This window comes from Yersinia aldovae ATCC 35236 (genome assembly GCF_000173735.1).
Lineage (GTDB): Bacteria > Pseudomonadota > Gammaproteobacteria > Enterobacterales > Enterobacteriaceae > Yersinia > Yersinia aldovae.
Window position 1 is genome coordinate 170614 of record NZ_ACCB01000002.1, and the last position, 22608, is coordinate 193221.

Consider the following 22608-nt stretch of genomic DNA (forward strand, 5'->3'; position numbering starts at 1 on the left):
ATAAATCAGAGCTGATAATAGTTTGTCATATTATTCTAGTTTTACAAATAAATAGCACAATAAGTCCTTAGCCATATCCTGTGTTAATCTATTGTTTTCACTTATTTAAAATATGATGTTTTTGTCATCAATGATATTATATCGCCTACTACACTTTAGTGTATTAATTTAGCCTGTCATTTTCGTCTTTATCTTAAGGCTATTTCCTGAAAGTTCCTTATACTTAATTTTAGTAATAGCGTTATTTAAGCATCTCCGTATAAACCATTAGCCAATGGCTAAACTACGGGAAAGTACTATTCGTAAAAACGTTATTTCTGCATAAGGTTATCTTTATATAACGCTATTTTTACATCAAGATAGTATCCGTAACTGCAAGTATGCTGAGGATGATATGGCGAAGAAATTCAATATTTTGCTGGTACATGGCGCTTGGGCTGATGGCTCGCAATGGCGTCATATCATTCCTGAATTACATGCCCAGGGCCACCGGGTTATTGCGATCCAAAATCCCTTAACATCGCTGGCATACGATGTAGAACGTGCCATAAAGATTACTGCTGCGTTATATGGCCCTACACTTTTAGTCGGTCACTCCTATGGTGGCATGGTGATTACACAGGTCGGCCACCTACAGAACGTCGTCGGCATGGTTTATCTTTCGGCCTTTGCCCCCGATGCCGGTGAAAGTTTGTCCAGTACTTTCGCATTACGTAAACCGCCCATTGGCGCAGCTTCTATTCGCCCTGATGATAATGGTTTTCTGTGGATTGATACTGACAAGTACCATGAAAATATGTGTCATGACATCGATAAAAACGAAGCATTGGTCATGGCGTTGACACAAAAACCGCTCGCCGCCCGTGTGTTTACAGATAAATCTGCTCAACCGGCTTGGCGGATTAAACCTTGTTGGTATCAGATATCGACAGAAGACAGAATGTTGCCGGTCGAGACACAACGCGAATTAGCAGAACGAACTCAGGCACAAAAAGTTGTTGAATTGCCTTCGAGTCACCTTGCCTTAGTCTCCCACCCGCAGCAGGTACTCGCACTGATTGACGATGCGATAAAAATGGTCGGATGATGCGTATAATTGTGACGAACGCGGGCAAAGCAATATACCCGCGCAATCATATCATCAGTAACTCACACCAAACCCGACATAGTCTGGATCAGGGTTCATCCAATCATCATTAGTGCAATGGCGGCTGCGATGGCATGATAATGCCCGCTGTGCGCTGGTTCGCTGATCGCCATAAACACTGAATTTTGCTTTGCGAGGTTCTGAGTTGCCTTGCTCAGGAAACCATGTGCCACCGCATCCGGTTAGCAGTAATGCCAGCAACCCTATTGTGCCGTACCTCATTAATTACTCCCTGTTATTAATTAAATCAGGTGAGCAATAATAATGAAATCAATTATCATTATCAACAATGAAATAGCACAAAACTCTGCAACTGCCTGCTTATGCAGCAAACGACAGACGAAAAAAATCCGCACGAAGGCGGATTTTTATCAGACACAGCATATCACTGTTGAGGATGAATGCTGATGAGCACAAGCTATACTTAGAAAGTATAACCTACGCCAGCAACCCAAGTACCAATATCAACACTGCGGATACGGCTCTGTTCGTAAGAGACGTCCAGTGCAACATTTTGCATTGGGTTGAACTGTAAACCGGCGCCGTAGGTGAAACCATAGTCGCTGGTGCTGTTTTTGTCGCTAGCATAAGTTGGGTAGTTCTGGCTGAAACGACCGTGACCTACACCTACCAGGCCATAAATGCTAGCCCAGTCGTTGATACGGTAAGCTGGACCTGCGGTGATAGAGTTGTACTGTGCTTTGTTGTAAACAGTTGAACTATCGCCGAAGCTGCTTTTTTCAGTGTGAGTGAAAGAAGTGATGTAACCCAGTTGAGAATCACTCCACTCGTAACGGTACTTCAGGTTGAAACCAGAAGATTTGTTAGCAACACCTTGGTAGTCGCTCTGGGCATAACCACCAGAAACGGTGCTTTGACCGGCAAAAGCTGAACCTGCGGACACTGCTAATACACAAGCTGCCACTGCTGAAAGACATGTAATTTTTTTCATAACCACCTCGAAAAACGCAAATTTTAGAGTGAAACAAAAACACCATGTAATTATAACAATAAACAGCGGGAAACTCTGCCCGCTAATGGTTGTCTAATCATTTATTTGGTGTAACAAACAGTTTCAAGCATCTTCTATGTTACTAATACTTCAGATATTTTGGTACATTATACATCTTATTGTGACATACATCACTAAGAGTCATTCCAGATAATTCTTAATTTAACAGTATAAATAAACACCAATCACAGAATAAAAAAACAACAATAATAAATTTTTACGCTCTTTTTTTCTTTTTTTTCCGCATTGATGATTTTTAAACACTCCGCTGACATTTCATTTACACTAGCAAAAACGGGTTCGTCTACTTTTCTTTGAGGCTCAAAAGGATGTCTTTGTCTCCTTCATCCAAAAATACACTCCCATTGCTCCCTATTTTGTTGCTGGTGATCGCCATGATCTCAATACAAAGTGGAGCATCACTGGCAAAAAGCCTATTCCCACTGGTTGGCGCGCAAGGAATTACCTCGTTGCGCCTGGGGATTGGCACTCTTATTCTGTTTATTATCTTCAAACCCTGGCGAATGCGATTTGCTGCGGGGAGTCGTTTGCCCCTGCTCGTCTATGGGGTTGCGTTAGGTGGCATGAATTTTCTGTTTTATCTGTCATTGAAAACCGTGCCACTGGGTATTGCTGTTGCATTGGAGTTTACCGGCCCGTTGGCGGTCGCTATGTTCTCCTCCCGTCGCGCGGTGGATTTTATCTGGGTAGGGCTGGCGATTCTGGGGTTATGGTTCCTGCTGCCTCTGGGACATAGCGTCGATACTATTGACTTGTTTGGTGCAGCTTGTGCATTAGGAGCCGGTGCCTGCTGGGCAATCTATATTGTTTCAGGGCAAAAGGCCGGTGGCGATCACGGCCCTGGAACTGTTGCGATCGGTTCGTTGATTGCCGCACTTATTTTCTGCCCGATTGGTGTCGTCTATAACGGCATGGCGCTGTTCGATCCGGCAATATTGCCTATTGCGCTGGCGGTAGCAATATTGTCTACAGCCCTCCCCTACTCGCTGGAGATGGTCGCTCTGACCCGCCTTCCTGCCCGCACATTTGGCACATTAATGAGTTTGGAGCCTGCTTTAGCGGCTGTTTCAGGGCTGGTTTTCTTAAATGAGCATCTGACGATGGTGCAATGGTTGGCGCTGGCATCAATTATCTGCGCATCCATCGGTGCCACCCTGACCATCAAACCCAAGCCACAGTTAGAGCAAATCACCTGATAAAAGGGGAATTGTCATGGACGTCAGAACCGCCACATCAGCAGACTTTGCCGCAATATGTCCACTATTTCAGGCCGTAATTGGTCATGGTGATACCTATGTTTTTACCCCAGACACACCCAAACAGGATGCCTACGATTACTGGTTTGGTGCAGGGGTTTGGTGCAGGGGTTCGTTGCTGGGTTGCATTGCATGAGGGGCAAGTGGTTGGCATTTATAAATTGATCGATAATCAGCGCGGACTCGGTAGTCACGTTGCGAATGCATCATTTATGGTGGATAGCAAAGTACGCGGTTTGGGTATTGGCAAGGCTCTCGGGATACATTGTATTGAGCAGGCAACAGCACTCGGTTATCGGGCTATTCAATTTAATTTTGTTGTCAGCACCAATACCTTGGCGGTCACATTGTGGCAAAAACTCGGTTTCGACATTATCGCCACTTTGCCAAAAGCCTTTAATCATAGTCAGTTGGGCTACGTTGATGCTTACGTGATGCACCGTTCACTGGAGCAACGTTAGCGTTGATATTGCATTTACACTTTCCTGATGCCCAGTTGGTGGGCATTGATGCCGATTTGCTGTCCTCCCATGTTAATCAGATAGATACTTGGCGCACCATCTATTACCACCGAATGTTCTTATCAGCGGCGATTGCCGACTGTCTGCGCGCCACTCCCGACACCTCACAGCAGGATTTCCTGCAAGATTATCTGGCTCGCATTGATACAGCAGCCCGCAACAAGCCGATGTCCGCCGCTTACTGGGGTTGCCACGTTTATTTATTGTCGCCCAGGCCCGATAATAACCGCGTCGGCAGTGCTGGTGAGATTCATTCTCCAGCTCATTCCTATAAATAATATGCTCGCCAAACAGCCCACCTAATAAACTCTCTATTTAATATATTACTTACTTTCTATGTCATTCCACCAGTACGGTGACAAGTCATTAATTAATAATGACTTCCCCCATCGCTACATATAAATCAGCGTTATGTAACAGCTCACCCCCCTATTTAAATAATAAGAAACATAAAAATCACAGTGATAGCCTTTATCGATTAGACCTTGGGATAAAATCCGCGTTATTCTCAAAGCGAAACATTAAATTACATTTAAAAATAACTGTCGTTGTCGACGATTTAATTGATAGGCCGAATCTAACCTGCAAAATAGAATATCTTTGTTATACTTATTGCGGTGAAGAAATTGGTAATCAACTCAATAAAGGGATACCTATTATGAGTACAGCAAAACTGGTGAAAGCTAAATCCTCCGAACTCCTCTATACGCGTAATAATGTTGATGAACATACTAAAGAGCTTACGATTAAGCTATTAAACCAGATGGTTATCCAGTTTATCGATCTGTCGCTTATCACTAAGCAGGCTCACTGGAACATGCGTGGTGCTAACTTCATCGCGGTTCACGAAATGCTGGATGGCTTCCGCACTGCCCTCACCGATCATCTGGATACCTTTGCAGAACGCGCAGTGCAATTAGGTGGCGTGGCACTGGGTACTGCACAACTCGTTACAGATAAAACACCACTGAAGAGCTATCCAACTCACATTCAAAAGGTGCAAGATCACCTAAAAGAGTTGGCAGACAGATATGGTGTGGTGGCGAACTGTGTGCGTAAGGCCATAACAGAAGTCAAGGATGAGGATAGCGCAGACATGTTCACTGCCGCATCGCGTGATCTGGATAAATTCCTGTGGTTCCTTGAAGCAAATATTGAGTAATCACGCGCATTAGATGCATTATTATTACGCAACAGGGCCGGTATTCCGGCCCTGTTTACGGAGGCCATATGGCAAGCGGATGGGCAGGTGACGGCGCAGTGCAGGATCAAATTGACTCCACCCTTGATGATGCCGTGCAACGCGCTCGCCAGGCACTCGGTAAAGGTGACAGTGAAATGTATTGCCTTGAGTGTGGACAAGCTATTCCCGCAGCGCGGCGCAAAGCCCTCGCCGGAGTTAAGTATTGCCTGACCTGCCAAAATGAATTAGATAAACATCAGGCTAACCATGCCGGATATAACCGCCGTGGTAGTAAAGATAGCCAACTCAGATAACCCCCAGCGTCTAAACCCTTATCACCCCCTTTTCAAACAAAATAAGAGATAGTTAACAATATTGTTATATAAATGTTAGCTATTGATTGCATATTATTTACTTCCTAGTTAATAATAAACAAATAATGGATTAGTTGCACCAAAATGATATTAACGCACCGTTTTGGTGAGTCATATTGGTGCAAATGGTGTCAGCTAAGTAATTGCACGCTAATCACTTAGTAAAATATCGTTATTTTTAAATAACTTGCATTTCTGGCACGATCTTTTCATATTGCACTCTGAAATATAAAAAACGGATCTCCATGCTCAAAGTAATTGGCGTTGTAGCCAGACCGACCAGAAAATCCCAATAGACTGATTTAGTTCAGAAAATAGGGTGTCAAATCTGTCTGAAGCAAATTTTCACGCTGCTTGCAGCGGCCTCCTGAAAGTGAGGCCTGTTTTCGGGCCGAGTAACAGGAACCGCCAGCACTGCTGCGACACCATGTACCAAGGGTAATCCACAAAAGCATAAAGGAACTCCCACTTATGAAGTCACTTGTCAAAGTTTCATTGGCCGCACTTACGCTGGCCTTTGCCGTTAACACCTACGCCGCAGAAAAAGAACTGATCGTCGCTACAGATACCGCTTTCGTTCCTTTTGAATTCAAACAGGGGGATAAATATGTCGGTTTTGATATCGATTTGTGGGATGCCATCGCGAAAAAACTCGATCTGAAATATACCCTGAAACCAATGGACTTCAGCGGTATCATTCCTGCGCTACAAACCAAAAATGTTGACCTGGCATTGGCTGGGATCACTATCACCGACGAGCGTAAAAAAGCTGTCGACTTCTCTGATGGCTATTACAACAGCGGCCTGCTGGTGATGGTCAAAGCGAATAATAACGACATCAAAAGCGAAGCTGACTTGAAAGGCAAAGTGCTGGCAGTGAAAAGCGGCACCGGTTCGGTCGATTACGCGAAAGCCAACATCAAAACCAAGGATCTGCGCCAATTCCCGAATATCGATAACGCCTATCTTGAGTTAGGTACGGGCAACGCTGATGCGGTGCTACATGACACACCAAACATCCTTTACTTCATTAAAACTGCCGGTAATGGCCAGTTCAAAGCGGTGGGTGAACCCATTAAAGCTCAGCAGTATGGTGTCGCATTCCCACAAGGCAGTGACCTGCGTGAAAAAGTTAACGCCGCGCTGAAATCCCTGAAAGAAGACGGCACTTACGCTGTAATTTATAAAAAATGGTTCGGTGTAGAACCTAAGTAATTCTTTTTTTAAAATTTTTATACTCTAACTAATTCGAGTTGCAGGAAGGCGGCAAGCGAATAAGCCCCGATGAGTTGACACCTGTCAATGATTCGGGTCTATGAAAGCGGCCAACACATGCAGTTCGAAGTCTGACGAGTATAGACCAGGAGAATATCCATGCAGTTTGAATGGAGCGCTATTTGGCCCGCCATCCCAATCCTGCTTGAAGGTGCCAAGTTAACCCTGTGGATTTCGGTCCTGGGGTTGCTTGGCGGCCTGATTATTGGGGTTGTAGCAGGTTTTGCCCGCGCTTACGGCGGTTGGCTGAGTAGAAATATCGCATTAGTTTTTATCGAATTGATCCGTGGCACGCCAATTGTGGTCCAGGTGATGTTTATCTACTTTGCGCTGCCAATGATGATGCCAATGCGCATCGATCCCTTAACCGCAGCGATCGTCACCATCATGATTAACTCCGGTGCCTACATTGCGGAAATTACCCGTGGTGCGGTGCTGTCAATCCATAATGGGTTCCGTGAAGCGGGTCTGGCGCTGGGTTTGTCCAAACGCGACACCTTACGTTATGTGATTGCACCGCTGGCACTACGCCGTATGCTGCCACCGTTAGGTAACCAATGGATCGTCAGCATCAAAGATACTTCATTGTTTATCGTCATCGGCGTCGCTGAACTGACTCGTCAGGGGCAGGAAATTATTGCCGGGAACTTCCGCGCGATGGAAATATGGAGTGCGGTGGCGGTTATTTACCTGATTATCACGCTGGCGCTGAGCTTCGTTCTGCGTCGGTTAGAAAGAAAGCTGAAAATAATATGATTGAATTCAAAAACGTCTCCAAACACTTTGGTAAAACCCAGGTGCTCCACGACATCAATCTGAATATCACTAAGGGAGAAGTGGTGGTGATTATTGGTCCATCCGGCTCGGGGAAATCTACCCTGCTGCGTTGTATCAATAAACTGGAAGTCATTACCAGCGGTCAGTTGATTGTCGATGGCCTGGATGTCAATGACCCCAAAGTGGATGAACGCCTGATTCGTCAGGAAGCGGGCATGGTGTTCCAGCAGTTTTACCTGTTCCCGCATCTTACCGCACTGGAAAATGTCGCCTTCGGCCCAATACGGGTTCGCGGCGCATCCAAAGAAGCCGCTAATAAGCAGGCTCTCGCGTTGTTGGCTAAGGTCGGTTTGGAAAATCGCGCCCACCATTATCCGTCAGAGTTGTCTGGTGGCCAGCAGCAGCGTGTGGCTATCGCCCGCGCACTGGCGGTTAAACCCAAGCTAATGCTGTTTGATGAGCCAACCTCGGCGCTGGACCCTGAGTTGCGTCATGAAGTCTTGACCGTAATGAAAGATTTGGCGGAAGAAGGCATGACAATGGTTATCGTGACCCACGAAGTGGGTTTCGCGCAAAAAGTGGCATCACGCCTGATTTTTATTGATAAAGGCCGGGTGGCGCAGGACGGTGATCCGGATACTCTCATCACCCATCCACCAAGTGATCGTTTACGGGAATTCTTGCAACACGTTTCCTGATAAGCCATTTGGCATTACGTGAAAAAAGGCGGGTATCTTCAATGACACCCGCCTTTTTTATGCAATTTGCGGTAACTGACACTGCTTATATCACTGTTTGCTGATCCTTAATCTGAGCAAAAAATCGCTATCAGCGCCATAATATTACCAACGCTCTGCGGCCCAGGCGGCTTGCTGCTCCGGCGTCAGGAATGTCCAGGCAACGAAACGGCTGACCTTTTGCCCCTGCGCCATATCAATGGTGCGCACCTCAACAGCGTTCGCGTAACGTAGTGCATGATAAATCGCTGGCAAGGTGGTTTTTTTTGGAAATCAGTGAGGTAAACCAGAAGCAGTTCTGCCCCTTAGCAACACTCTCCACAATCATGCGCTTGACGAACCCTTCCTCGCCACCTTCACACCATAACTCACTGTTTTTACCCCCAAAATTCTGCACAGGCTTGGCGGCAACATCGCCTTTACCCAGTTTGTGCAGTTTACGGCGGGTCGTTGCGGCCGCTTCTTCGGCAGAGGCGTGGAACGGCGGGTTGCACAGCGTAGCATCATAGCGTTCATTAGGTAGCCAGACACCGTCGAAAATGGCTTGTGGATCTTTTTGCTGCCGCAGGCGTAACGCATTCCTCAACGTAGGATTCATTGATACCACCATTTTTGCCGCGCTGACAGCTTGTGGATCAATCTCAGTACCGGTGAAACGCCAGCCATATTCACGCTGACCAATAATCGGGTAAATACAGTTAGCGCCGACACCAATATCCAGCAGCGCAATATTTTTACCCTGCGGGATCACGCCAGCATTACTGCTCGCCAGTAAATCGGCCAGATGATGCAGATAATCGGCACGACCAGGGATCGGTGGACACAGAAAATCAGCAGGAATATCCCAATGCTCGATACCATAGAAGTGCTTCAACAATGCCCGATTAAGCATTTTCACTGCCAGAGGATCAGAAAAATCGATAGAAATATCCCCGTAGGCGGTCGGTGCCAGGAAAGAAACCAACTCTGGGCAACTAACTGAAAGTACATCAAAATCATAGCGCGAACGATGACGATTTCGTGGATGTAATCCGCTTTTTTCTTTTGGGAATATTTTTTTGTTTTCCATCGTACTGACTCTCTGATAAGCATTTTCTGGCGCGTAAGATAGCATAAATCACTGCAAAGCGGGTGAATGGGCATTTCCATCAAAATGAAGTAAACCGATCTGTTGCAGCCCTTGCCCGACATTCTCCGCCCGCCCTACTGCCACCAGACAACACGCAACCTGCTTTAAAATAGCCTCAGGGATCAGTTGCTTGCCAGCCAAACAGGATTCTATCCAATGAGCAGTGATGGCGGCATCTCTCGACGGGGGGAGTTCAGGTTCGTTTGGCTCGATTTGACGCTCCAACAAGATACTCTGCTCACCATCATTGATACGATGAATTGGTGGACAACGTAATGGGTTGGCGTAAACCTCCCCTTCAGTACCTTGTTGCAACAAGGCTGGCGCATTGATAGCCTGGAAAAAACCACCCACTTTCTGCATATATTCGGGATGAGAAACACTGGCTAACCGGAGCGCGTTATCGTGAATAAACGGTGTTGCCAGTTTTGCCAGCGTATGGCTGCTGTTTCTCACCCCCATACGCCAGCGTTGCTGCAATTGCTGGTCAAGTTGAGACGACAATGCGGCTACGGGAACAAAAACTGGCAAACCATGATCTAGCCGCTGTTGAGCCTCTTGTGCATTAAGCGACCACGGCATGCTCAACTGCTGGAAAATCTCAGCACTGGTAACGCGGCTACTGTCTTCTGTCACACCGTGCACAACCACAGGTAACCCCATACGTGACAGCAGCAGCGCCAACAACGGGGTCAGATTAGCTTGTTTGCGCGCACCATTATAACTGGGGATAACCACCGGTAACGGGCGGCCCTGTGGTGCACGTAATGACATCACCTGCTCTTGCATCGCCTGATAGAAACCCAGTATTTCCTGATCGGACTCACCTTTAATACGAAAAGCGATCAGGATAGCGCCCAATTCCAGTGCCGGAACCCGTTCTGCTAACATCGCTTTATACAGCTCATAGGCAGTGGACTGATCCAGATCACGCGCGTGGTTCTTACCGCGTCCAATTTCTTTGATAATCTTGCTGTAATCCATGATCTGGTATTTCTCCTGCCAGGATCGGTTAAACATAAATCAGGTTAAATATTGCCGAAACTTTATCATTTATAGTGATGATTATGCCGATAAGTTTACGCTAACCCGGTTTATTCAAGGATATTGGGCCGCTTTATAGCGATGAGCGACAATGTCACTAGTGAGATAATTGGCTGGTACTGGTAAGGAGAATCGGTCACTGCCGAGTGAAAAACACAGCAGTGACCGATTGAGAGTAATAATACATGAATTAATATCAGTTATGACAGTTTTCTAACCTCTTCCGCAGGGCTGAATAAAACACGATAGATTGCCCCGCCTAAAGCACCGCCCACCAACGGAGCCAGCCAGAATACCCAGAGCTGTTGCAGTGCAATGCCACCGGCAAAGATTGCCACACCGGTACTGCGCGCGGGGTTGACCGAAGTGTTATCCACTGGAATACAGACTAAATGGATCAGTGTTAAGCACAACCCAATAGCCAGCGGAGCTGCGACTGCAGGAGAACGTTTATCTGTCGCCCCCATGATAACCATCACAAATCCCATCGTCAGAACTACTTCAGCCACCAGCACCGACTGCAAGTTATATCCCCCCGGCGAGCGAACACCAAAACCATTACTGGCGAAACCGGCACTGACATCGAAGCCCGCTTTGCCGCTGGCGATAAGATACAAGATTGCTGCACCTGTCAGCCCACCCAATACCTGCGCGATGATGTAAGGCACCAATTGCGCACCTGAAAAACGCCCACCGACCCATAACCCCAGTGAAACTGCTGGGTTAAAGTGCGCGCCAGAGATATGCCCAAGGGCATAAGCCATTGTGACGACGGTCAAACCAAATGCCAGTGCAACACCAAGAAATCCAATACCCGCCACCGGGAACATTGCAGCCAACACCGCGCTACCACACCCGCCTAATACCAACCAGAAAGTGCCAATAAACTCTGCCATTAGCTGTTTCATTCTGCTTCACCCTTGCCCGCTAAATATATCGATAACAGTTAGCGCCATCGCTAACCAATAACCAGCAATTCTCACCGGAGGTAATGCGGCTGAATCTATTAAGATCAGCTCACCTGCGATTTATATAAGCTTAGTCATTGAATTCATGCCTATCGGGAAAGATTTCATATGAAACGGTAATTTGTATTAATAATGCGTTAACAAGAGAGATATCACCTTATCCGCGCTTGCGCCTTACCTTTTTTGTCACAGGTTTAGCCACCACGTTGACAACCGGTGCCTCAGCCCCTTCAGGCATATCAGGTTGTTCAATCGGGAAGACCGGTAACGCCGCCAATAGCCGGGAACCGTAGCCCTTGGTCAACAACCGCCGATCGTAAATCACAATTTCACCGTGGCATTCATTACTGCGAATTAACCGCCCAACTTGCTGGATCAGGTTAAACGAAGCACTTGGCAGGCTCTGCACTTCAAACGGATAACGTTTCAAAGACTTCAGCCACTCCCCTTCCGTGAGAATAACCGGGCTGTCAATCGGGGGGAATGAAATCTTGTGAATATGTACCTGGGTGAGTAATTCCCCTTTTAAATCCAGCCCTTCGGCAAATGATTGCAGACCAATCAATACACTGGCGCTACCGTTAGTCACCCGCTTGCGGTGCTCTTCAACCAGGCGATAACGGGGTTGATCCCCTTGCACTAACAACATCAAACGCAGATCGGTGACATGACTGAGAAAAGTCTGCATTGCACGATGGCTACTGAACAGAATCAGCATTCCTTTATGCCGCCCGCTGGCCTGCTGCGCGCGGAAGAATTGGGCCATTTCCGCCAAATGTTCCGCTTCATGAGCCATCGTCGGCTCAAAACGCATTTTGGGGATAATCAGCTTCCCCTGCTCAATATGATTAAACGGTGACGATAGCGCTTCAAAGCGATCACCGGCTTTCTCACTTAGGCCACTCAGTTCTTGTAAACGTGCAAAGCTATTCAGTGAACGTAAGGTCGCAGAGGTAACAATCACATGGGGAACTTTGCGCCATAACATTTTATCAAGCTGATCACTGACACGGATCCCCACACAATGGAAATAGAGATGGGTTTGGTTTTCGCGGTAATCGCGGGTTACCCATTTGGATATGGGGGCGTTCGATGCCTTCTCCATCGCAGCCAGCCGCCACAGCTTACTCATGGCTTCCAGGTAGCCCAAAGTCCGGCTCATCTGCAAGATAGCGCGATGTAAACGAACGATATCGTGCTTACCAGTCTGCTCACTCAAATCATTAAGCACAAACTCAGCCAGCCCACGCAAGGCGTCGGTCAGCTTAAATAATTTGGCACAATCCTCAGTCAAACTGCCCGGCAGCTCGCCCATTTCAAAGCGGTACACAACCGGATTCCCTTGTTCAGGTAAAAGTAGGCTAACTTGCTGCTCAACACTCAACATCAGTTCGCGTAACTGCTCACAATGGTCTTTTAACCGTTCCGGGTTTGCCAATCCGGGGGGATTTTTGGGCCGATATTGCACCATGCATTGATCCACCAGCCGCACAATCATATCCAACTGCATATTGGCAAAAACTGCGGTGATCTCACCTTCAATCTCTAAGGCATCCCGCGCCACATCCGGTAAGTGATGCCCTTCATCTAAAACCAGCAGCAGCTCCTTCGGATTGGGCAGCACGGATTCAGTCTCCAGCGCCGCCATGACCAGTGCATGGTTTGCTACCACCACATCAGCACTTTCAATCTCTTTGCGAGCAATAAAGAACGGGCACTCACGGAAATAATGGCAATTCCGCCCAAGACAATTGGCCTTATCAGTACTCAGTTTGGCCCATAAGCTGTCACTGAGTGCCAACTGATGGTGATCCCGTAACCCATCCCAGACATGGCTGCTCAGTAATTTAGACAATGTCAGGCAGGTCGCTTGCTCCTCACCATTAGCCGGGGCCAGCTCATCACCGAGAAACAGGGATAAATCCCCCTGCCCGGAGACATCGGTACACATTGCCGCCAGATTACGTGGACAAACATACCGCCCGCGCCCGAAAGCACCGGTGAATTTGAGATCAGGAATGATTTTCTTTAACAATGGCAAATCTTTGCTGTAAATCTGATCCTGTAGCGCCACATTCGCGGTACTCACCACCAACGGTTTACTTTCCGCACGACTGACCGCGATGCCGGGGATCAGATAGGACAACGTCTTGCCGACACCGGTCGGCGCTTCTATTGCCAAGTGGCGGCCAGCATCACCTGCCAATGTTTTCGCCACCTCGGCAATCATCTGACGCTGTGGCGCGCGTGAGATAAAATCTGGGATCTGCTGCGAAAGCGCCTTATACCACTGACTGATTTGCTCTTTTACTGCTGGGGACAACGCCATGCATATCTTATCTAAACTGAGTGTTGCCCTATTGTCACATAGAGCGGCGCTCGCGTCAGCCCGAAAGCTACACCGGTTGAAAAACCGAGCGATGACAAGCTGGGTGGCCTGAGGTGAAGAGTCAGTTTATCCCCGTGAAAAAGGTAAATATTTACCTAATGTCGCAATTATTTATGTTTTGTCATAAATACATCACACAGATGCGGTAAAAATTCTGCGCTGGATGAATTAAGACAGACATTGAATACGGTCAATAAATCCATTACTCGCGTCTTTTTAATAAGAGAAACAGGGCAAAAAACATGAAACGTAATATTCTGGCAATCCTGGTACCGGCTCTATTATTTGCCACCACATCGCACGCAGCAGAAATTTATAATAAAGATGGTAATAAGCTGGATTTATACGGAAAAGTAAAAGCATTACATTACTTTTCTGATAATAATAAGAGTGATGGCGACAAATCTTATGTACGCTTCGGTTTTAAAGGCGTCACTCAAATTACTGACCAACTCACTGGCTATGGTCAGTGGGAATATAACGTTGCCGCAAACTACGCTGAAAGTCAGGAAACTAAAGACAATAAAACCCGTTTAGCTTTCGCGGGTTTGCGTTACGGGAAATTAGGCTCAATCGACTATGGCCGTAATTATGGCGTTTTATATGATGTCGCCGCCTGGACCGATATGCTGCCTGAGTTCGGTAACGACAGTTACACCAGAACAGATAACTTTATGACTGGCCGCACTACTGGCGTTGCAACTTACCGCAATACCGATTTCTTTGATCTGGTTGATGGCCTTAAGTTCTCCCTGCAATATCAGGGTAAAAACGGCAGCCCGTCAGACAGCAATAACGGGCGTCCCGACGCAAGCAAACAAAATGGTGACGGCTTTGGTTTGTCTTCCAGCTATGAGATCGGTGCCGGCGTTAGCGTAGGTGCAGCCTATGCTTCATCAAATCGCACCACCGCACAGAAAAACGGCGATTTTGGCAAAGGTGACAAGGCCGATGCCTGGACAACCGGTCTGAAATATGACAATAACGGGGTTTATCTGGGAGCAACTTATGCAGAAACCCGCAATATGACGCCAATTTCAGGCACGGCATCCATCAATAATGTGTCTACTAGCGTCAGTGGTTTTGCCAATAAAACACAAAACATAGAATTGGTTGCACAATATATGTTCGATTTCGGATTAAAACCATCTTTAGCCTACATTCAATCTAAAGGCAAAGACATTGAAGGAATCGGTGACACTGATCTGGTTAAATATGTTGATATCGGTGCTTATTACTACTTTAACAAAAACATGTCCACTTATGTCGATTATAAAATAAACCAACTAAGTGATGATAACAAACTGAAGCTCAATACAGACAATGTGGTTGCTGTAGGTTTAGTTTATCAATTCTAGTATTTAACCCGTTGCATTACCCTCATTGCTCCATTGTGGATGGCCTTTATATTTTTGCATAATCTATTTAGTGATATATGTAGTGTCTATTATGCCGGGATAATTCCCGGCTTATTTTCTCTATATTTATAAACAACGCTCTATTTTATAAAAAATCAGGGATAAAAAATTAATTAAGCCGCATCAACAGTAACCATGTCTCGCATAACGACTCAATCATCTCCCCTCTGCGCTTTGCCAATAGTGTTCTTCACTCACGCCGTTATCGGTCTGAACCCGTAGTGGAACCAACCACTAATAGCCACTGATACTAAGATAATCATGTCTGGAACCGCTGGATGAGGTGATTTTTTTCCGTCACACTGGGGTCTGGCTGTTTCAACGCGCTATCCGCCCATTGCAACAATTGATGATAATCCAGAAACCTCTCTTTTACGGTTTTTTATTGTGCAATAGCTTGTTGGTTATGCTGCAAAGCGTGAGCAGACAAGAAAGCATAATCTGTCTGTGCCGCCTCTGTCACGGTCACAAGCAACATAGCGAGTACTAAGAACGGAATTTCTTGCTAAAGCAATTGCAGCCATAAATCATTACCTTGTCTGATAACCACAAATAAGATTTAAGCATCATGTCTGAAGGCTATTTACCTTTCATTAAGTAGGTAATTTTTACCACGGGAAACTCTTTAACTGCCCAATTAAATAAAGAATAAGTTGCTGTTTTAGAGAAAAATTCAGGTGAAAAATTGAAAAGTAAAAAAATGATAAAAACCTTTGCTAAACATCGCTATTCTCAGGTTTACTGATGCCTATCTGTTTACTGCCCCTTTTTAGTTGAATAACTATGTTGAAGCAAAATAGCCGTAATATGTGGTTGCTGGTTGGTTCACTTTTCACCTTGTACTTCGTCTGGGGTTCAACCTATCTGGTCATTCGCATCGGTGTAGAAAGCTGGCCTCCTTTAATGATGGCGGGTTTGCGTTATCTAATTGCCGGAATTTTGCTGTTCAGCTTCCTGACCATCCGAGGCCACACACTGCCTACTTTACGGCAATGGATGGGAGCCAGTGCTATCGGTATTTTATTGCTGGCCATCGGTAACGGGCTGGTCACTATCGCGGAGCACCAACATGTCCCATCAGGAATTGCCGCAGTAATGGTGGCAACGGTGCCTCTTTTCACTTTGTGTTTCAGTCTGTTATGGGGTATGCGTAACACCAAATTGGAATGGGCTGGAATAGCTCTTGGGCTAGTCGGGATAATATTGCTGAACACTGGCAGTAACCTATTAGGTAACCCTATGGGAGCAATGCTGATCTTATTGGCTTCAGCCAGTTGGGCGTTTGGCTCAGTCTGGAGCTCCAAATTATCACTTCCCAACGGCCCGATGTCTGGCGCGGCACAAATGCTGGTAGCCGGAGTGATATTGTTGATTGGCAGTACATTAAGTGGTGAGGAACTGAGTCAAATGCCCTCGATGAGCGGAATACTCTCGCTACTCTATTTGATTGTTTTTGGCTCAATGCTTGCCATCAGCGCATATATGTTTTTGCTAAAAAATGTCCGCCCAGCAGTCGCTACCAGCTATGCATATGTCAACCCCATTGTGGCGGTGTTACTGGGTATTAGCTTTGCAGGTGAAAGTTTATCAACCACTGAATGGTGCGCATTGGCAATCATAGTGTCGGCGGTAGTATTGGTTACCTTGGGTAAATTTCTATTTAAACGCCGCGAAACCTCAGTTTAAACACCACACCCAACCCCTTTAGGGGGCAAAAGTACAACATCAGATTGCTGGCAAACCCCAACCACACTATTACTGCTGGCGAGGGCTGCCAGAACGGTAAAGTGCCCACGTCAGGGATGCCTCAGCTCGGCTCTACAAGGGAGCTTATTTTTATAAAGAGAGTAGGCGTTTTTACGATCAATCCGTTCTCACCGCTGTAGCCACATTGTCATTAACCTCAACATGGTTGTTTCATTTAGTGAACAGACTATAATTCCTGCTGTTTAGATAAAAAGTGAAAAAAATTATGCTAAGAAAAGCACTCATTATCCTGATTGCGATAATGGCACTGAGTTCATTAGGCGGCGTTTTCCTGGCTGGGCTGAATATCTATACCCGTTCAACCACGCCTCTTGATACCAATGCGACTGAATCTTCTCCGTTATCTGATATTGGCCCGGCGGGTTTATCCAATAATGGTCAGGAAGCACCGTAACTACCGATTAAGTCGCGCAATTATTGCGGCAAAAAGCCAGTAAGCCCCAGATCCGTTCAAATACCTAAGAACGGTAGGGGCACAATAGATTCAAGAAAAATATCTCCCACAGCCATTGCGGTAATCATCGTTCGATTCCAACCTACGGTTTCAATACCCAAATATGATACTGCCCCCCCTTGATCCCCCTCCATCATCGCAGCAATAATGGCGTACAATGGGGACGTTGTGGACTGCAACATATAGGACTCATTAAAACGCGAATGTTCAATTGGCTTCTTACCATTTATCACAGGGATATATGATGCTTGTGACAATGCTGCCAGCAGTTTATGCGTTGATTGAGTGGCAAAAACGGTCGGCCCCCGTGAGTCGTGATCCGCTGGATTACCACGCATAGTATAACGGTCACGGTAAAGAGGATTAAAACGGGCATACGCATACCTAGTCTTGTCCAATAGGTATCAGCGCCAATGATGTGGCTACCGCCTGAACCCGAGTAATCATTTTTGCCCAATAATATTCAGCCCGACAAATATCCATAAAAAGACCACACAAGTAAGTGTTAATAGTATCGGTTCTTTTAATATGGGAAAAAATAGCTGAGGTAACCTACGCCAATAACGACCATAGCAATATTACCAATCCAACATGCCAGCCAATAAAGAACGTTAGTTTGATAACCTAAAAATGGCCCAAAGGCCCGGCGAGCATACGTATAAGACCCTCCAGGGCTATCATCCAAAGATGACATTTTGGCGTAAACCATTGATAGAGCTAAAGCACCGATAATAGTAACCAACCATCCCCAAATGGCTATTCCACCGGTAGAGGCTAAATTAGCAGGTAATAAAAAAACACCTTGTACGCAGACAAAATGGCAATATCAGACTTACCAATGACGTTGAGCATCTTGCGGCTTAATGCCCACCATATATGGACAATGAGAACAACATAAGTGCCTGTAGAGATAACAATCACTACAAGCGAGAGTCAGTCCTCGTTCCCGCTTAAGATTGCAGACCCCGCCAGCGTGATAAACGCTGACTCCACCGTTCAAAAATCATATCGGTAATAATGGCTAACAGGGCAACGATGATTGCCCCTTGAATCACATAAGCGGTATTAAAACCACTCAAACCGATGATAATGGGAGAACCCAGTGTTTTGGTGCCTACAGTGGATGCTATAGCCGCAGTACCAATATTGATAATTACTGAAGTACGAATACCCGCAACGATAACTGGCGCTGCCAAAGGGAGTTCGACTTGCAACAAAATCTGGCGGGTACTCATTCCCACACCTTCGGCTACCTCATGGATACCGCGTGAAACTGATTCGACACCCGCAATGGTTCCTTGTAAAATAGGCAGTAAGCCATAGAGCACTAACGCGATAATCGCTGGCTTCTCACTAAACCCCATAACCGGCACGGCAATCGCTAATACAGCTACAGGTGGGAAGGTCTGCCCCATCGCTACCACGGTTTCCACTACGGATCGGTACTCTTTCCCCGCCGATCGTGTTACGGCTATACCGGCAGAAACACCAATGAAAATAGCAATAATGCTGGATGCCAGAACCAGCAGAACATGGGCAACAACCAGTGACCAGAATGTATCCTGCAAATAGATGGGCCGGTCAAGGTCAGGAAATAATATGGCAAAAAACCACGCAACGAGGTCATACCAAAAACTAATGCACATAATAAGAGCAGTGCCCAAAACAGAGGGTCTTTTAGCCAACGGGATAGACCAGATGATATATTTGCTATAGTCACTATCTTCATATCATTAACTTTGGCTCTCTGTAGCCTCATGCTTCCTCCTTATCTGCCACCAAATCAGCAAAATAGAGCACCCCCAATAGCTGCCCCTGCTCATTGGCTACTGGTAACTTATCAGTCTGACGCGATACAAACAGGGAGAGAGCTTCGCGCAGACTGGTCGAGCCTAGAATTGGCTGCCCTACCAGTGTTTCACCGCGCCGAACTCTTTGTTCAGCCCATCCCAGCGATAGCAACTTGATACCGAGATCGCTGCGGCCAAAGAAATCGCGGACAAAATCATTGACAGGCTGAGTCAGCATCTCAAGCGGTGTACCTTGTTGAATAACCCTTCCTTCATCCATTAACACAATACGATCAGCCAGACTTAACGCCTCATCGATATCATGGGTTACCAGCACAATGGTTCGGCCAGACAATTGATGAATACGGGTAATTTCTAACTGCAAAGCTGAACGAGTAACAGGATCTAACGCACCAAATGGCTCATCCATCAATAACACTTCAGGATCAGCGGCTAAAGCTCTCGCGACACCTACCCGCTGTTGCTGACCACCAGAAAGCTGATGGGGATAACGGTGAAGAAACTGTTCTGGAGCCAAATGCAATAGTTCAAGTAATTCAAGAACACGTTGCCGAATACGCTCTTGTGGCCATTTTAGCAACTGAGGTACAGTGGCAATATTACGCTCCACAGTCCAATGAGGAAATAACCCTATTGACTGAATGGCATAGCCCATCCGTCGCCGTAAATCTTCAGGTTTGTAATTACGAATTTCTTCACCGGCAAAGTGGATCTCTCCTTCGTCGTGTTCAATCAGACGGTTAATCATTTTCAGTGTGGTTGATTTACCGGAACCAGAAGTACCAATAAGCACGGCAAATTCCCCCTTGGCAATCTGCAACGATAAGTTATCTACCGCCTGTTTACCGGCAAAATATTTACTCACCTGATGGAAATGAATCATCGACGAGAAGTATCCATAAAAGTAACGATAAATTTAAACAGTGAATCAACAATGACCGCCATCACTATCACGGGTATAACACCTAGCAGCACCAAATCCAATGCGCTACTTAATAATCCTTGAAATACAATTGCTCCCAGCCCACCAGCGCCGATCAGTGCGGCGACGACAGCCAGCCCCACAGTTTGAACAGAAATAATGCGAATGCCTGACAAAATAAGTGGCATTGCGATTGGAGTTTGTACCCGAAAGAATAACTGACTGCGAGTCATCCCCATTCCCCGCGCAGATTCCACAACACTGTCAGGAACAGCATCTAACCCAGCGACCACATTACGTACTAACGGTAACAAGGCATAGAGCACTAACGCCACTATCGCAGGTGCCAGCCCTATGCCACTGACTCCATGCTCTGCCAACCAGGGAATAGCAGCAGCTAAGCTGGCTAAAGGAGCAATCAATAAGCCGAATAGTGCAATAGATGGAATAGTTTGAATGATATTTAATGTTGAGAAAATCGCGCGTTGAAAACGTGGTACTCGAAAACAAAGTAAGCCAAGAGGAATTCCCAAAACAATAGCCGGAACCAATGTTGCCAATAGAATTTGCACGTGTTGCCACAGGGCATCATCAAACACGTCCTCGCGATTAAAGTATTCTTTCATCAATGAGAGATTGTTTAGTTGGCCGGTTGTCAACAATACTGCGACAGGAAGTATCAGTAAGACGTTTGCCAAGCTGCGCCAGGCTGGACTAACAATTGCGCGAGACCAACTATCGACGGCAATCAATACACTCAGCCCACTCATTAGCCAGAACCCCCCGCCTAAAGAAATGCGCGTTAAACTGTCTTCCCCTCCCGCAAGCTGTGTTGCAGTAGTGCCTGCTAATAGCAGCAAGCCGAACAGCAAGAATCCAGCTGATAGTGCAATCAACCAATAGCTCAGAATATTTTGTTTAACGAAAGCGAACGCAATCAATACCAGCATTGGCACAAGAAGCCACCAGACTAAACCGGTTATTAATGACGCTAACGGGATCCCTTGACCAGAGATTAACCGGTTAGGTGCATGACTAAGAAATGAGAGCCATGCACCCGCTAAAACCATCAAAATAGTCAGTGTTAGCAAGACACGGTTTTTCACAACCATAACAAATCCATCTCCTTACCAAATAGCCTGATAAAACTTAGGCTACCCGTGAATTGGATGGCACAATAAAATGAACGCGTTGTAGCATCATCCTTGATAGACACCATCATTTCTTAGTAAACCCTCTTTCTTTCAGATAATTAGCCGCTACTTTTTTTGCATCTTGTCCTTCAACAGCGATACGAGCGTTCAGTTTTTGTAACGTCGGAGCATCAAGTGAGGCAAATACCGGATTAAGCAACGCAGGTATAGTTGGGTGTGCTTTCAGTGTAGCCTCACGGATAACCGGGGCGGGAGCATAGATAGGTTGCACCCCCTTAGGGTCATCCAATGTTTGCAGGCCCAAAGCCGCAACCGGGCCATCGGTACCATAAGCCATAGCAGCATTCACCCCGGAAGTTTGCTCCGCAGCCGCTTTGATAGTGACCGCAGTGTCACCTCCCGCTAAAGAGAGCAGTTGGTCCTGATTCAATTGAAAACCATAGGCTTGCTGGAAAGCGGGTAATGCATCCGGACGTTCGATAAACTCGGCAGAAGCTGCCAATTTGAATTTCCCCCCTGCGTTAATCCATTTACCTAAATCTTCCAATGTCTTGAGATTATTTGCCTTAGCCAAATCCTTACGTACAGCAATTGTCCAGGTATTATTAGCCGGCGCAGGTTCAAGCCACACTAATTTGTTTTTATCATAATCCAGAGCTTTGACTTTCTCGTAACCCGCTTTGGCATTTTTCCAGGCAGGATCTTTTTCATCTGAAAAGAAGAAAGCACCATTGCCTGTATATTCAGGGTAAATATCTATCTCACCAGCAGATATCGCGCCACGAACAACTTTAGTCGTACCCAGTTGTGACTTATTGGTGGTTTTGATCCCGTTAGTTTCTAAAACCTGCACAATAATATTGCCCAGCAGTGAACCTTCAGTATCAATTTTAGAGCCAACACGGACAGTATCTGCTGCGTGAGATACACCAATTGATAGCGTAATCATCATTGCCACCAACACAAAAATCCGGCCACGGATTAGGTTCATTACCATGCTTTACCTCTATATACTTAGGGGATAAGAGAGTTCAGGCGTTACCATTTGTAAAACGCGTAACTTGTACGTCAGTAACTATAGTTGAATTGGCTCAAAACAAACCAAATAACTGACTGATATTAAATGTATTATTAACGTGAAATGAGTTTGATCAATTCACCTTCCTAATTAATAACTGTATAGTTGCTGAGAACTTACGATCAAATTTTCTAACAGTAGCCAAGTTAAGATTACACAAAATACTGTATA

General features: G+C 46.1%; 19 protein-coding genes and 5 pseudogenes. 12 read left to right on the plus strand and 12 right to left on the minus strand.

Annotation, left to right across the window (positions count from 1 at the left end; genetic code table 11):
- Positions 1-394 precede the first annotated feature (394 nt).
- On the plus strand, positions 395-1087 hold the full coding sequence (locus tag YALDO0001_RS01975) for an alpha/beta hydrolase (protein WP_004699458.1): 693 nt from the start codon (positions 395-397) through the stop codon (positions 1085-1087).
- A 54-nt stretch (positions 1088-1141) separates the two neighbouring features.
- Here the strand turns inward: YALDO0001_RS01975 and YALDO0001_RS01980 are convergent, their stop codons facing one another.
- Positions 1142-1369: a hypothetical protein gene (locus YALDO0001_RS01980; RefSeq protein ID WP_042839269.1), complete on the minus strand. Its 228-nt coding sequence runs from the start codon at positions 1367-1369 to the stop codon at positions 1142-1144.
- Between the two features lie 202 nt (positions 1370-1571).
- On the minus strand, positions 1572-2099 hold the full coding sequence (gene ompX / locus YALDO0001_RS01985) for an outer membrane protein OmpX (protein WP_004699461.1): 528 nt from the start codon (positions 2097-2099) through the stop codon (positions 1572-1574).
- A 389-nt stretch (positions 2100-2488) separates the two neighbouring features.
- On the opposite strand from ompX, the gene rhtA reads away from it, so the two are divergent.
- The 8 genes and pseudogenes from rhtA to glnQ all read left to right on the plus strand — a co-directional run bounded on the left by rhtA (position 2489) and on the right by glnQ (position 8264).
- Positions 2489-3376 carry a threonine/homoserine exporter RhtA gene (gene rhtA / locus YALDO0001_RS01990; protein WP_042839270.1) on the plus strand — a complete coding sequence of 296 codons (888 nt, stop codon included), beginning with the start codon at positions 2489-2491 and terminating at the stop codon, positions 3374-3376.
- A gap of 16 nt (positions 3377-3392) precedes the next feature.
- Positions 3393-3897 (plus strand): annotated as a pseudogene (locus YALDO0001_RS01995) (GNAT family N-acetyltransferase).
- Between the two features lie 2 nt (positions 3898-3899).
- Entirely contained in the window at positions 3900-4235 is a 336-nt protein-coding gene (locus YALDO0001_RS02000) for a hypothetical protein (protein ID WP_042839272.1), read from the plus strand.
- A 380-nt stretch (positions 4236-4615) separates the two neighbouring features.
- The gene (gene dps / locus YALDO0001_RS02005) at positions 4616-5119 is read left to right on the plus strand and encodes a DNA starvation/stationary phase protection protein Dps (protein WP_042548283.1); all 504 of its coding nucleotides are present in this window, start codon (positions 4616-4618) and stop codon (positions 5117-5119) included.
- 68 nt (positions 5120-5187) lie between these two features.
- A complete protein-coding gene (locus tag YALDO0001_RS02010; protein ID WP_004699466.1) occupies positions 5188-5454 on the plus strand; it encodes a DksA/TraR family C4-type zinc finger protein in 267 nt (88 codons plus the stop codon).
- 531 nt (positions 5455-5985) lie between these two features.
- Positions 5986-6729, plus strand: coding sequence for a glutamine ABC transporter substrate-binding protein GlnH (gene glnH, locus YALDO0001_RS02015; protein ID WP_042548282.1), 744 nt, complete (start codon positions 5986-5988; stop codon positions 6727-6729).
- Positions 6730-6888: 159 nt separating this feature from the next.
- Positions 6889-7545: a glutamine ABC transporter permease GlnP gene (gene glnP, locus YALDO0001_RS02020; protein ID WP_004699468.1), complete on the plus strand. Its 657-nt coding sequence runs from the start codon at positions 6889-6891 to the stop codon at positions 7543-7545.
- Entirely contained in the window at positions 7542-8264 is a 723-nt protein-coding gene (glnQ, locus tag YALDO0001_RS02025; RefSeq protein WP_042839273.1) for a glutamine ABC transporter ATP-binding protein GlnQ, read from the plus strand. Before glnP ends, glnQ begins: the two co-directional genes overlap by 4 nt.
- Positions 8265-8408: 144 nt before the next feature.
- Here glnQ and rlmF read toward each other — a convergent pair.
- The 4 genes and pseudogenes from rlmF to dinG all read right to left on the minus strand — a co-directional run bounded on the left by rlmF (position 8409) and on the right by dinG (position 13773).
- Positions 8409-9372, minus strand: a pseudogene (gene rlmF / locus YALDO0001_RS02030) (23S rRNA (adenine(1618)-N(6))-methyltransferase RlmF).
- A gap of 48 nt (positions 9373-9420) precedes the next feature.
- Positions 9421-10416, minus strand: coding sequence for a DNA-binding protein YbiB (gene ybiB, locus YALDO0001_RS02035; protein WP_049596039.1), 996 nt, complete (start codon positions 10414-10416; stop codon positions 9421-9423).
- A 260-nt stretch (positions 10417-10676) separates the two neighbouring features.
- Positions 10677-11384, minus strand: coding sequence for an aquaporin Z (gene aqpZ / locus YALDO0001_RS02040; RefSeq protein ID WP_004699472.1), 708 nt, complete (start codon positions 11382-11384; stop codon positions 10677-10679).
- Between the two features lie 217 nt (positions 11385-11601).
- The gene (dinG, locus tag YALDO0001_RS02045; protein WP_004699473.1) at positions 11602-13773 is read right to left on the minus strand and encodes an ATP-dependent DNA helicase DinG; all 2172 of its coding nucleotides are present in this window, start codon (positions 13771-13773) and stop codon (positions 11602-11604) included.
- 302 nt (positions 13774-14075) lie between these two features.
- Here dinG and ompF2 point away from each other — a divergent pair, with 302 nt between their 5' ends.
- The 3 genes from ompF2 to YALDO0001_RS02060 all read left to right on the plus strand — a co-directional run bounded on the left by ompF2 (position 14076) and on the right by YALDO0001_RS02060 (position 17412).
- On the plus strand, positions 14076-15191 hold the full coding sequence (gene ompF2, locus YALDO0001_RS02050; RefSeq protein ID WP_004699474.1) for a porin OmpF2: 1116 nt from the start codon (positions 14076-14078) through the stop codon (positions 15189-15191).
- 843 nt (positions 15192-16034) lie between these two features.
- The gene (yedA, locus tag YALDO0001_RS02055) at positions 16035-16937 is read left to right on the plus strand and encodes a drug/metabolite exporter YedA (RefSeq protein ID WP_004699475.1); all 903 of its coding nucleotides are present in this window, start codon (positions 16035-16037) and stop codon (positions 16935-16937) included.
- Positions 16938-17223: 286 nt separating this feature from the next.
- Positions 17224-17412, plus strand: coding sequence for a hypothetical protein (locus YALDO0001_RS02060; RefSeq protein WP_042548275.1), 189 nt, complete (start codon positions 17224-17226; stop codon positions 17410-17412).
- A 164-nt stretch (positions 17413-17576) separates the two neighbouring features.
- On the opposite strand, the pseudogene YALDO0001_RS02065 reads toward YALDO0001_RS02060, so the two are convergent.
- From YALDO0001_RS02065 to osmF, 6 genes and pseudogenes are all read right to left on the minus strand, one after another.
- Positions 17577-17867 (minus strand): annotated as a pseudogene (locus tag YALDO0001_RS02065) (arginine decarboxylase); the annotation flags it as partial.
- Position 17868: 1 nt separating this feature from the next.
- Positions 17869-18232 (minus strand): annotated as a pseudogene (locus YALDO0001_RS19850) (amino acid permease); the annotation flags it as partial.
- 190 nt (positions 18233-18422) lie between these two features.
- A pseudogene (locus tag YALDO0001_RS02075) lies at positions 18423-19099 on the minus strand (ABC transporter permease).
- A 128-nt stretch (positions 19100-19227) separates the two neighbouring features.
- The gene (locus YALDO0001_RS02080; RefSeq protein ID WP_042839274.1) at positions 19228-20166 is read right to left on the minus strand and encodes an ABC transporter ATP-binding protein; all 939 of its coding nucleotides are present in this window, start codon (positions 20164-20166) and stop codon (positions 19228-19230) included.
- Positions 20163-21317, minus strand: coding sequence for an ABC transporter permease (locus YALDO0001_RS02085; protein ID WP_004699483.1), 1155 nt, complete (start codon positions 21315-21317; stop codon positions 20163-20165). Before YALDO0001_RS02085 ends, YALDO0001_RS02080 begins: the two co-directional genes overlap by 4 nt.
- Positions 21318-21423: 106 nt before the next feature.
- Positions 21424-22356, minus strand: coding sequence for a glycine betaine ABC transporter substrate-binding protein OsmF (gene osmF, locus YALDO0001_RS02090; RefSeq protein ID WP_004699484.1), 933 nt, complete (start codon positions 22354-22356; stop codon positions 21424-21426).
- Positions 22357-22608: the final 252 nt, after the last annotated feature.